Source organism: Sediminihaliea albiluteola, from assembly GCF_014077625.1.
In the GTDB taxonomy this organism is placed as follows: domain Bacteria; phylum Pseudomonadota; class Gammaproteobacteria; order Pseudomonadales; family Halieaceae; genus Sediminihaliea; species Sediminihaliea albiluteola.
Window position 1 is genome coordinate 621520 of the sequence record NZ_JACFXU010000013.1, and the last position, 11888, is coordinate 633407.

At 50.9% G+C, this 11888-nt stretch carries 9 protein-coding genes; 4 read left to right on the forward strand and 5 right to left on the reverse strand.

Annotated features, from left to right (window positions below; all coding sequences use genetic code 11):
* Positions 1-203 precede the first annotated feature (203 nt).
* Complete coding sequence (locus H2508_RS03800; RefSeq protein WP_182169041.1) at positions 204-2456, reverse strand: TonB-dependent receptor; 2253 nt, start codon at positions 2454-2456, stop codon at positions 204-206.
* 342 nt (positions 2457-2798) lie between these two features.
* Between H2508_RS03800 and H2508_RS03805 the strand changes: the two genes are divergently transcribed.
* The 3 genes from H2508_RS03805 (at position 2799) to H2508_RS03815 (ending at position 7247) form a co-directional block, all read left to right on the forward strand.
* Entirely contained in the window at positions 2799-3242 is a 444-nt protein-coding gene (locus H2508_RS03805; protein ID WP_182169042.1) for a MarR family winged helix-turn-helix transcriptional regulator, read from the forward strand.
* Positions 3243-3489: 247 nt separating this feature from the next.
* A complete protein-coding gene (locus H2508_RS03810) occupies positions 3490-4596 on the forward strand; it encodes a Rieske 2Fe-2S domain-containing protein (RefSeq protein WP_182169043.1) in 1107 nt (368 codons plus the stop codon).
* 350 nt (positions 4597-4946) lie between these two features.
* The gene (locus H2508_RS03815; RefSeq protein WP_182169044.1) at positions 4947-7247 is read left to right on the forward strand and encodes a heavy metal translocating P-type ATPase; all 2301 of its coding nucleotides are present in this window, start codon (positions 4947-4949) and stop codon (positions 7245-7247) included.
* 175 nt (positions 7248-7422) lie between these two features.
* On the opposite strand, the gene H2508_RS03820 is transcribed toward H2508_RS03815, so the two are convergent.
* Genes H2508_RS03820 through H2508_RS03835 form a run of 4 tightly spaced genes read right to left on the reverse strand, consistent with a single transcriptional unit; the run spans position 7423 to position 11035 of the window.
* Entirely contained in the window at positions 7423-7983 is a 561-nt protein-coding gene (locus H2508_RS03820; protein WP_182169045.1) for a c-type cytochrome, read from the reverse strand.
* An 18-nt stretch (positions 7984-8001) separates the two neighbouring features.
* Positions 8002-8301 (reverse strand): hypothetical protein, encoded by a 300-nt coding sequence (locus H2508_RS03825; protein WP_182169046.1) that lies wholly within the window; start codon positions 8299-8301, stop codon positions 8002-8004.
* Positions 8302-8354: 53 nt separating this feature from the next.
* Positions 8355-9230 carry a copper resistance protein B gene (locus H2508_RS03830; RefSeq protein ID WP_235964798.1) on the reverse strand — a complete coding sequence of 292 codons (876 nt, stop codon included), beginning with the start codon at positions 9228-9230 and terminating at the stop codon, positions 8355-8357.
* Complete coding sequence (locus H2508_RS03835) at positions 9227-11035, reverse strand: copper resistance system multicopper oxidase (protein ID WP_182169047.1); 1809 nt, start codon at positions 11033-11035, stop codon at positions 9227-9229. The genes H2508_RS03830 and H2508_RS03835 overlap by 4 nt, the downstream gene beginning before the upstream one ends.
* Before the next feature lie 174 nt (positions 11036-11209).
* Between H2508_RS03835 and H2508_RS03840 the strand changes: the two genes are divergently transcribed.
* The gene (locus tag H2508_RS03840; RefSeq protein WP_182169048.1) at positions 11210-11887 is read left to right on the forward strand and encodes a heavy metal response regulator transcription factor; all 678 of its coding nucleotides are present in this window, start codon (positions 11210-11212) and stop codon (positions 11885-11887) included.
* Position 11888: the final 1 nt, after the last annotated feature.

Consider the following 11888-nt stretch of genomic DNA (forward strand, 5'->3'; position numbering starts at 1 on the left):
GTGCAATCGCAAATACTAGTCCTTAATAGCTAAATAATCCAGCCCATAGCGGATGAGCCGCCAAGTCGTAGTAGGTCATAGCAGGCAGAAGGAAGCGCGGAGAGAGCTTATTGCTTAAGACTTACACAGCAGCTAGCAATATATAGGAGGGTGTAATGAAGTATGACCCGCTGATTGCGGGTCATACAGAGTGGGGTGGTTGCTTAGTATTGGTAAACCAGATCAATACCGTAAGTTGCCGGCTCAGCCCAACTCGCAGCCGTGAAGGTAAAACCAGCGGGCCCAAGTGGCGTGGCAACTGATGCACCGCCGGTACCAATGACATGCTGACGGTACTCTTTATCGAGGATGTTGCGCCCCCACAGAGCCACTGTTGCGGTATCGCCACGTGGCAGGTCAAATACAAAACCGATACGCGCATCCAACAAACCGTAACTCGGCCGCGAGTAGAAGTCGCGATTAGGCACGGCGGGGCCAGCTGGCGCAGAGTCATAGACCTTTGACTGGAAGCTATAATTCAAGGTTGCATTGGCTTCCACTGAAGTGCTGCGCCAGAAAGTATAGTCGGCTGTCAGGTTGACGCTATCTTGTGGTGCATAAGGCAGTACAAATAGCTGCTTGATGTCATCTCCCACCTGATAGGGAGAAGAGGCGTTTACTGCAGGGTCAAAAATCGAGCCACTGGTGGCAATCACCTCATCAAACTTGGGATCAAGATAAGCGTAATCAAACTGCAGCATAAGGTCTGGAGTGGGCATCAAAATTACTGACAACTCAGCACCTTTTACCGTGGCTTCACCAGCGTTATAAGACTGAATCAAAGACAGGTCATAAGCGTCTGAGCCAAATGCCAACTGCATGTCGGTGAACTCACTGTAGAACAGGGCAGTGTTGACTCGCAGCCGACGATCCCACCACTCAGACTTTAAACCAAGCTCATAAGTAGTGACTTCCTCGGGGTCGAAGCTGAGCACAAAGTCGCCCGGTGCGCCGCCCTCGGATGAGCCACCAGCCTTATAGCCAGTGGATACCTTGGCATAGGTGCTCAGCTCATCATTCCAAATAAAGTTAGCGGTGAAAGATGGGTCGAACTGTTCGAAGCTTTGGTCGTTGCTGGCATTAAGCTCAATGGCAGTGCCGTTAACTAAATAGTCTCGCGTCCCTTCGCGCTCGTCTTCGGTGTAGCGCGCACCAAGGGTTAATTCTAAGCGGTTGTCCAATACCGGCGGCGTCCAAGTCACCTGTGAGTAGATGGCTTGAGACTTAGCAACCGAAGTCACGTCCCGATCCTTATCGGTAACACCGGCACCCACAGGAGTCAGATCAGTGAAGTAGTTCTGGAAGTGATCACTGCTTTCTTTGAAGTAATAAAGGCCCAAGATGTACTCGAAGTTATTACCAATATCCCCAATAAACTGTAATTCTTGTGAGAATTGACGGTTATCTATTTGGTCAAAGACGTAGGTCGGAATGGTGAAAGATTCCGCATAGTTTTGGTAGTTATCGAAGCGCAGTTCACGGTAACCAGTCAAAGACTTGACCGTAAGAGCATCAGAGGCTTCCCAAGTTAAGGTCAGTCCGTGACCTTCAAACTCCGAGTCACTGGGCTTTAATTCCATCGGACGATAGGTCTTACCGGTGGGCTTTTCGCCTGTGATATAGCCGGGGTACAAGCCGGTATCGATGGTGCTTTGATAGTAAATAGGCGAGGACTCCAAGGTGCCTGTTTCTAAGGAGTAATCCACCGTGAGATCCTCAGAGGCATCCCAGCGCAAGGCTAAACGTCCACCCAACTGATCGTTCAGACCAAAGTCCGCACCGCCAGCATTTTTAACATAGCCATCTTGATTGCGTTTTAACACTGTCAGCTTGGCTGCCACATCTTTGATCGCAGGTAGGTCTACAGTGGTCAGGCTGCGGAAGTAATCACGGCTGCCAAAAGACAGGCTCTGCTTAAAACCAAACTCGCCAGTGGGCTTGGCAGTGATTAGGTTTACGGCACCACCGGTGGTGTTACGTCCGTAGAGTGTGCCCTGAGGGCCGCGCAGGACCTCGACACGCTCTAGGCCGGCCAAGTCAAATAGTGCACCCTGTGGCCGTGAGATATACAGGCCGTCTATATACAGGCCCACCGAACCGTCGCTGGTTACCTGCATCGGGTCAGAGACACCTTGACCGCGCATATACAGAATTAACAGATCGGAGGAGGGGTAGGGAGTCTGCGACAGGGTCGGCATCGATTTGACGATATCGTCATAGTCGAGGATACCGCGCTTTTCCATGTCGTTACTGGTCAGCGCTGAGATCGCAATAGGCGTTTCCTGCAAATTCTCAGAGCGCTTCTGCGCTGTAACAACCACCTCTTCTATTTGAGCCTGTGCACTGTTGCTAATGGCCGATAGTATTGCCAAAGGCAATGCTGCACGACGCAAATTAGCGCCTAAAGACTTCTTCATGATACCTCCTTAAAAAGTCACTGATACCTGTTTTATAGCGCATGCCAAACTTAATGAGATGGTTTGCTATGAACCAGACGTGGATAGGGCCTGCAGGTCTAAGCATGCCCAAATTTTGGAGGCCGAATTCTAGATATTTGTCAAAAAACAAACCAGTGAGGGCATCAGTAGCCAATTATACTAATTTGAACCGCCAGCTAAAATACAGGCTCTTGCTAGAGCACAAACAGCAGCCCTTAATGCTCTAGGGAGCAACAAACAGGGCTTCATGAGAGCAACACAATTGAGATTTCCCCGCGCTCTAAGCTAAACTGCCGCCTCTTTAGGACAGCAGGAACCCCCATGGATCTCACTCAATCCATTAGCTTTCAACTGACGCGCTGTGGCTTGTTATTGCGACAGATGACCGCCAAACGCATGAAGCAATCGAGCACAGGCTTAACTCCAGAAGAGGCGACTCTGCTCAACCAACTATGGGATAAAGACCGTCAAACACTGAGTGAATTGGGCCAGTGGGCATTAAAAGGGGCTTCCACCGTTACTCGGCAGGTCGACAGTCTTGAGCGTAAGGGTTTTATTAAACGCGAGAATTCCCAGCAGGACCGGCGCAATGTATACGTTGTGCTGACAGAAAAGGGCAAAGCGATCGAACAAGAATTTCGTCACGACATTGGCCTCAGTAGCCTCGACGCGTCCATCCCAGGGATCAGCCCAGAAGAGCTGGCAATCACTTTATCCGTCATCCAGCGCGTGCGTGATTTCGCCGCCGCCGAGCTCAACGAATAAACACTCCGCAGTAGCTGCGTTTTACAACGAGCCCCGCCAAGCCTGATCAATTGTAGGCTTGGCGGGGCTTTTTTATGCCTAATCAAAAGCACATTAAATTTTTTACAGACACTTGCATTTGTTTGCATTATGCAAGTATTATTGAATTGCACTGTGGGGCTGTCCCTTAAAGATCTGGCTGCCTCCTGAAGGAAAGCATGCTAACAAGCCGCTTTATTAGCTAACGACGAGATGGATGATAAAGACAATGAATGCAGCAGTTCGTACACCATACAAAATTGAACAAAAAGTCTGGCCAGAGCGTTACGCGCGTGGCTGGCACGTTATTGGCACACCTGATCAATTCACTGATAAGCCACAAAGACTAGAGCACTTCGGAAAACGCTTGGTCGCTTATCGCGGTGATGATGGGGCAGTGCATGTCCTAGACTCCTACTGCCCACACATGGGTGCAGATTTGAGCAAAGGCACAGTCAATGGCAGCTCATTGGTCTGTCCCTTCCACTCATGGAGCTGGGGTGCTGATGGTGTTTGTGACCATATTCCCTACGCCAAAAAAATCCCCGACAAAGCGGTCATTGGCTCATGGCCAACACTTGAAAAAAACGGTCTGGTGATGGTTTGGAACGACCACGAAGGTAATCCACCCATCCCTGAGTACGAGCCAAAAGATTTAGAGGGCACCGGTACAGATCAGCAGTGGACGGACTGGGTTATGTCTCAGTTCACTATCAATACCCACTGCCGCGAACTAGTTGATAACATGGCTGACTGCGCTCACTTTGGCCCGGTGCATTACACTGACGTTAAATCATTTAGCAACGAGCAAGAAGGGCACACCTTTACCCAGTACATGGTTGGAGGCAACCCGCTATTGACCGAAGGCGAAGTGCTAATGACCACCATCGCGCACTATGAAGGCCCTGCTTATATGATCACTAAGCTGAACGGCATGATGGACGGGGCGCCAATGAAAGTGGACCTCTTAGTCAGCCACGTCCCTGTCAACACAGAGCAGTTCATCATTAACTTTGGCGTGCGTATGCTGAAAAACCCAGCACTCACAGAGGAGCAAAACCGAGAGATCGTTGATCAATATACCCAGCAGACGATCACATCCTTTGAGCAGGATGTTGAGATTTGGGATAATAAAATCTTGATCGAAAACCCCATTCTTTGCGATGGCGACGGTCCCGTGAACATGCTACGCAAATGGTACGATCAGTTTTATATGGATGTGGCCGATGTGCCCGAGCGTCTAACGGCGCACAAAACCCACACCACCCTCGAAGGGATTTCAGTAGAAGAGGCGATTGCAGCGAATGCAAACGCAGTGCGAGAGTCCGTCGCTTAAACTAAGCCTCCCAATACGGCACTCGCCGTTTAAGCAATTGAGCTTAAGCTCATTCGCAGATCCTTATCAGGGGGCAGGGCCGCAACTGCGGCCTTAGCCCCCGATATCCTCACAGCATCCAACAAGTCCTTTCGCAGCGAGCCTGACTACTGGACTGTTAGAGTGGTTGGGTACAACGTTTCGCTCTGTCTCACATGGCCGCTATATTCTACAACTAGAGAGGCTTGACTATGTGCTCTCATTCGCGATGCCGTCACAGATTGTTACAGTAAGAACAATAGATAGCGCAGGTGCTTCTACCATGATGCACTAAACTATATTGCGTAATGTTATGAAATGGGATGAAAACGATGAGTAAACACACAGCAAAAGACCCCGTGTGTGGTATGACTGTAGATCCACATACAACAAAATACCGCAAGGAGCATGGAGGTAAATCTTGGTATTTCTGTTCAAGCCACTGTGAGTCGAAATTTGCAGAAAACCCTAATAATTATTTAGGTGACAAGCCACAAGAGGTCGAGCCAGTGGTTGCTGGGAGCATTTATACCTGTCCTATGCACCCGGAGGTCCGTCAAGAAGGCCCCGGCGATTGCCCAATCTGCGGTATGGGGCTAGAGCCTGAGGAAATAAGCCTGAACGATGGGCCGTCGGAAGAACTAAGGGATATGACACGTCGGTTTTGGGTTGGTTTAGTCCTTGCGCTTCCCGTATTCCTACTGGAAATGGGTAGCCATATTATTAATATAGATCACCTATTATCACCACAGAACTCTAACTGGATTCAATTGGTACTGGCAACGCCTGTAGTGGCTTGGTGCGGCTGGCCATTCTTTCTACGCGCCTGGAATTCAGTGCTTACTCGCAACCTAAATATGTTCACGTTGATCGCCTTAGGTACCGGTGTCGCCCTAGTCTATAGTCTGGTGGCAACATTGCTTCCACAGGCTTTTCCTAACGCCTTTAGGCAGGCAGATGGTTCGGTAGCCGTATATTTTGAAGCTGCAGCCGTCATCGTGGTGCTGGTACTACTTGGGCAGATACTGGAGCTTCGTGCACGAGAGAAAACCTCTGGCGCAATCAGAGCCTTGTTGGATTTAGCCCCGGCCACGGCCAGAAAACTGGGTGAAGATGGTAACGAGTCCGATGTAGCTCTTGAGCAGGTTGTAGTGGGCGACCGCTTAAGAGTTAGACCTGGCGATAAGGTGCCCCTCGATGGCGAGGTGCTTGAAGGCCGTTCCAACGTTGATGAGTCCATGGTAACGGGTGAGCCACTCGCGGTGACCAAGCAGGCAGGTGATCAGGTGATTGGCGGCAGTATCAACCAACAGGGTAGCTTTATTATGCGTGCGGATAAAGTTGGCCGCGACACCATGCTATCGCAAATCGTACAAATGGTCGCGACTGCTCAGCGCAGTCGCGCACCGATTCAAGGCTTGGTGGATAAAGTCTCCAGTTGGTTTGTACCTGCAGTTATCGTTATTGCTGCAATTGCGTTTGTGGTCTGGTCGATTTACGGACCGACACCGCCGATGACATTCGGTCTTATCGTTGCGGTAAGCGTACTGATTATTGCTTGCCCCTGTGCGCTTGGCCTAGCGACGCCAATGTCTATTATGGTTGGTGTCGGACGAGGTGCCCAAAGCGGCATATTAATACGCAATGCCGAAGCACTTGAACGGATGGAAAAAGTAGACACAGTAGTGGTCGATAAAACCGGCACTTTAACTGAAGGTAAACCACAGGTAACCAAGCTGGTTCCATTCAACGGGCTCAACGACACGGAGCTTATGCGATATGCCGGTGGCTTGGAAAAAGGCAGTGAACACCCCTTAGCTCATGCCATTTTAGAAAAAGCAGCCAGCATGAACCTGACTTTGCCTGACGCAGAGGGCTTTGACTCTCCAAATGGTAAAGGTGTTATCGGCACAATCGATGGCAAGAAAATTCTTCTGGGCAACCGATTGCTGATGGAAAGTGAAAGCGTAGATACCACGAGTTTTGAGGAGCAAGCCGAACAGCTACGTAGCGATGGCGCAACCGTTATTTTTGCCGCCGTTCAAGGACAGGTCTGTGGTTTAATCGCCATTGCTGATCCGATTAAAGAAACTACCAAGCGTGCAATTACGGCTTTCCATGCAGAAGGCATGCGTGTGGTGATGCTGACCGGTGATAACCGAACCTCCGCAAAGGCCGTTGCGCGTAAACTGGATATTGATGAAGTAGAAGCAGAAGTACTTCCTGAGGACAAAGGCAAGTTCGTCCAGCGCCTAAAAGATGAGGGACATATTGTGGCAATGGCGGGAGATGGTGTGAATGATGCGCCAGCCCTAGCAACAGCGGATGTGGGAATTGCGATGGGCACAGGAACGGATGTTGCCATTGAGAGTGCCGGCATTACACTGCTACGCGGCGATCTAATGGGCATTGTCGAAGCACGGCAGCTGTCGATAGCAACTATGCATAATATTCGACAAAACCTATTTTTTGCTTTTGTCTATAACGCGGCCGGGATACCTGTAGCAGCCGGTGTGCTTTACCCGTTTTTCGGCATTCTTTTATCACCAATATTTGCCGCGGCGGCCATGTCACTGTCTTCCGTCAGCGTTATTATTAACGCACTGCGCTTACGAATGACCAAGCTTGGTTAATCAAATGACAAAGTTTGCTCTGCTATGAGGCTTGCTCGGAAAGGGGTGGATAATCACCACTTAGGGCAGGTTTCTCATATTATATAGAAAAACCCAGCCGTCTCTAAGAAATGAGAGGCGGCTGGCAAAGTTAGCCCAAATCTGAGCAGCTATCCTAGACCAATAGTCAGTGGCCCTATTCGTCAATACTGTTGTCGCGGGCCGACAATATTTGGTATTGCGCCGCTGAGAGCTCCGGCAAGCGTTGCAAAAAGGCCACCATACTCCAGATGCGCTCATCGTCGTGTCCCGGCCCCCAGGCTGGCATGCCAGAGGCTTTAATGCCGTGTTTGATAATCCAGAATTGGCGCTTCAATGCACCGTCGTGGTCAGCTCTACTGGCGTGATCATGGCCGTGTTCGGCAGCTGTTTCGCTCAAGTTTGGCGGGGTAGGGTAGAGGCCCAATGTGAAATCGCTCTCAGACATGCCAGGCTTCAAGTGACAACTCACGCACATGTCGTTGTAATCGGCCCCGCCTGACAGCAGGCGATTTGAATTATTGAGGTCACTGGGGATACTGAGGTCGCTGGCTGCGCGTGCAACGGAGTGTTCACGCAAGGTTTCCAGTAACCAGTAAGTCAGTGAATTGTGTCGTGTATCTGCACCTATGGGGTATACGCCGGAGTAAAGAAATAACCCTCCACCCACCAGTATCAACATACCTGTAAACACCAGGCTTTTTATATAGACTTTCATTTCTCCCCCGGCGGGTGATTAATGTTGGTGTTTTGGATCGTGATCATTACGGTCTTTTTGATGATCGTCGTGGGACTCGTCTGCACTGTTTTCATCATGATGCATGTTTTTCATGCACTGTTTCATCATGGCCTGCATCACCGGGTCGTCCATGTCCATTTTGTTGTGATCCATTTTACTGTGATCCATATTCTTCATGGCGCTGCAGTCAGGTTTTTCTGCATTTTTCATGTGTTCTTTGGGGTCATGGGCCTGGGCTGATACAGTGAAAGCCAGCGTTGAGAGTGCAATTGCAAAAGTGAGTGTTTTGATTTTCATTTGAGTATTCCTTTTTGAATGGATTGAACAGATCTGTGTTGGATAATCGATTGCTAAAACCAGAACCTCAGGCCCACGACAAATTGCGTGTCACTGATATCCAGACCGCCAGTGCGGCGATAGTCAGCCGTATCGCCATAGGTGTCTGACCAGTGGACACCCACATAGGGGGCGAACTGGCGGTTGAATTCATAGCGCAGCCGCAGGCCGATAGTCAGATCCGACAGGCCACTGCCAAGGCCGTTATCGGGGTCATCCTTGCCGTATAGATTCAGTTCCGCACGCGGCTGTAAGATCAATTTTTGGGTCAGTAACAATTCGTATTCCGCTTCGATAGCCAGAGCGGTACGCCCGCTTTCACCCAGGTATGCGGTGACATCCAGCTCAAACCAATACGGGGCCAGGCCTTGAACGCCGATCGCGAGCCACTGGCGGTTGCGACCTTCCTCGTATTGATCCAGGCGTATGCCCAGCTGTGTATCGAAGTAGGCATCGAGTGCGCGGCTCCAGAGTAAGTCGGTTTGACTCTCTTCCAGGCGCTCATCGCTAATCTCGCCTTCAGTTTTGACCACGACACGATTGTAGGTGGTGCCATACCAACCCTGTAAATCAAACACACCACTGTCAGTGCCTTCATGGTATTCAAAGCGATCCGCGATGATTGCCCAGAAGGCGTATTCGTCGGCCAGTTTCAATTGCCTGAGCCCGGGCTGTGTATAGGGACTTTCGGTGAGACTGTAACCATCGGAATAGGCGTGGGGGTCACGGGCATCATCGGGCGCACTGCCACCCTGCATTTGCATAGCTTGATGATTGCCCGCGCCATGATCCATTTGCGCCCATAAGTCCGGGGTATGCAATGGCGTGGCGACCACCATTATGCCGAGGGCTCTTTTAAAGCTGTTTCTGTTCATAAAACGGTTTCTCATGAGACCACCACCTCGCGGAACATACCCGCATCCATATGGAACAGAAGGTGGCAATGCCAGGCCCAGCGACCCAAATCATGTGGTGTGGTTAGAAAGCTGATGCGCTGTGCCGGCTGCACTGTAATCGTGTGACGGCGGACCAGCAGCTCTCCCTGATCAGTTTCCAGGTCGCTCCACATGCCATGCAGATGCATGGGGTGGGTCATCATTGTGTCGTTTTGCAGGATGATTCTGACGCGCTCCCCGTGGCGCAAGGACACCGGAGTACTTTTGCCAAACTCCAGACCGTCAAAGGACCAGCTGTAACGCTCCATATTACCCGTCAGGTGGAGCTCAATTTCTCTTGTGGGTGGGCGGTGGTCATCCAGCACACCATCTACAGATTTCAAATCTGTGAAGGTCAATACTCTGCGACCATTATTGCGTAGCCCGATGCCTGGGTCGTCGAGGTTGGTACGGGGCATATCCACGCGCATATCCACAGATGGCCCGTATTCAGTGCTGGCGTGGTTGACAGTTTTTGACGGTATGGCCAGTGGGTTGCGCACATCGTGCTGCTTATCATGCTTGCTGTGATCCATCGGCATAGCGCCGTGCTGGCTGTGGTCCATGCCTGAATGATCCATGCCGCCATCACCCATAGCACCACGGTCCATTGACCCATGACTCATGTCGCCCATCATATCGCCCATAGTCAACCACTCCACGGGGTCGACAGCTGGCACCGCAGCTGTTGCGCCCGGCTGTACCGACAAGGTACCGCGAGCATAACCACTGCGATCCATGCTTTGCGCAAAAATGGTATAGGCGTCCGCCTCTGGTTCGACTACAACATCATAGGTTTCGCCGGGGCCAAAACGAAACTCATCAACGGAAATGGGCTTTACATCCTGACCGTCAGCCTGCACTACGGATAGCTTTAAACCCGGGATACGCACGTCGTAATAGCTGTTACTGGCGGCGTTGATAAACCGTAGGCGGATGCGTTCACCTCGCTTGAATATACCGTTCCAGTTGCCAGCTGGCGTAGTGCCATTCATAAGGAAGGTTAACGTGGCTGCCGACAGGTCGTTCAAGTCGGTGGGGCTCATGCGCATCTCGTTCCACATCTGGCGTTTTTCCAGCGCCGCTTGGAAGCCCATTTTTGAAACATCGTGTGTGAAATCAAAGAATGTCGGCTGATTAAAGTTGTAGATATCGCTTTGTATCTTCAGTTTGCTAAAGGCGCGCATTGGGTCGTCATCAGTCCAGTCAGATAGCTGCACAATGTGCTCACGATCAGCCTTAATGCGTTCGCCATTGCGCGGCTCAATGATCAGCGCACCATACATGCCGGACATTTCCTGAAAACCAGAATGGCTGTGATACCAGTATGTGCCGCTCTGCTGCAATTTGAATTGATAGGTAAAGGTTTCGCCGGGCGCTATGCCTTTAAAGCTCAGTCCGGGCACACCGTCCATCTGGTAGGGCAAAATGATACCGTGCCAATGAATCGAGGTGTCAACGCTTAACCGGTTGGTTACCCGAATAGTCACTTCGTCGCCTTCTCGTAAACGCAGTGTTGGCGCTGGAATAGAGCCGTTAATTGTAGTCGCCATCCGTGTTACACCGGTAAAATTGACTGGCGTTTCAGCGACTACTAGGTCAATTTCACGACCGCTTAGAACCTGAGGCGATCCAAGTCGACTGGAGCCCTGCGGTGACCGGGCAAACCCAAGACCGGGGAGGGCGGTAAGTACACCGCCCGCCGCCAAGCCCTGCACGAAACGGCGCCGGGAGAGTGCAGTTAAAGGCAGTTTGTTCATGGTAAGACGTTTCCTATCTGTGTCGGGTCGATATTGACCATAAAGCATTCTGCCTGTCGCCAGGATGACGGGTTGATTACAAAGGTGTAATTTGTCTGTCATCTTATTGTTGGGTCTGGCTTGCTAGGCTTGCCAACCACTGGGGCGTAGACATATCAACAGGAGCAAAAACTAATGCGAATACTGGTCGTGGAAGATGAAGTCAAGACAGGTGACTACATCGCTCAGGGCCTGACTGAGGCCGGCTTTATGGTTGAGCTAGTGCGCAATGGCCTCGATGGCCACCACCTAGCCATGACAGAAACGTTCGACCTGATTATTCTGGATGTGATGCTCCCGGATGTTAATGGCTGGCGCATTGTACAGTCGCTTCGAGAAGCAGAGCGACAGACCCCAGTTATGTTTCTGTCTGCGCGAGATGACGTGGATGATCGGGTAAAGGGGTTGGAGCTGGGGGCCGATGACTATCTGATCAAGCCCTTTGCCTTCTCTGAACTCCTGGCCCGGATGCGCACCCTGTTGCGCAGAAGTGCTGTACAACCCATCCTCGATCAACTGCGTATTGCTGATCTGGTTCTTGATTTACCCAGACGAAGGGCGCAGCGTGCAGGCAAGAAAATTAATCTCAGCCACAAGGAATTTAGTTTACTGGAGTTACTGGCTCGCCATAGGGGAGAGGTGCTGCCGCGCTCCCTGATTGCCTCACAGGTATGGGATATGAACTTCGACTCCGACACCAACGTAATTGATGTCGCGATCCGTCGTCTGCGAGCAAAAATCGACGATGACTTTGCGCCCAAGTTAATACATACCGTGCGTGGTATGGGGTATACCCTGGATGTTGAAGATTAGA

Coding starts and splice junctions, on each gene's coding strand:
- H2508_RS03800 (WP_182169041.1), bottom strand. CDS start 2,456: ATGAAGAAGTCTTTAGGCGCTAATTTGCGTCGTGCAGCATTGCCTTTG.
- H2508_RS03825 (WP_182169046.1), bottom strand. CDS start 8,301: ATGAAAATCAAAACACTCACTTTTGCAATTGCACTCTCAACGCTGGCT.
- H2508_RS03810 (WP_182169043.1), top strand. CDS start 3,490: ATGAATGCAGCAGTTCGTACACCATACAAAATTGAACAAAAAGTCTGG.
- H2508_RS03840 (WP_182169048.1), top strand. CDS start 11,210: ATGCGAATACTGGTCGTGGAAGATGAAGTCAAGACAGGTGACTACATC.
- H2508_RS03805 (WP_182169042.1), top strand. CDS start 2,799: ATGGATCTCACTCAATCCATTAGCTTTCAACTGACGCGCTGTGGCTTG.
- H2508_RS03830 (WP_235964798.1), bottom strand. CDS start 9,230: ATGAGAAACCGTTTTATGAACAGAAACAGCTTTAAAAGAGCCCTCGGC.
- H2508_RS03815 (WP_182169044.1), top strand. CDS start 4,947: ATGAGTAAACACACAGCAAAAGACCCCGTGTGTGGTATGACTGTAGAT.
- H2508_RS03835 (WP_182169047.1), bottom strand. CDS start 11,035: ATGAACAAACTGCCTTTAACTGCACTCTCCCGGCGCCGTTTCGTGCAG.
- H2508_RS03820 (WP_182169045.1), bottom strand. CDS start 7,983: ATGAAAGTCTATATAAAAAGCCTGGTGTTTACAGGTATGTTGATACTG.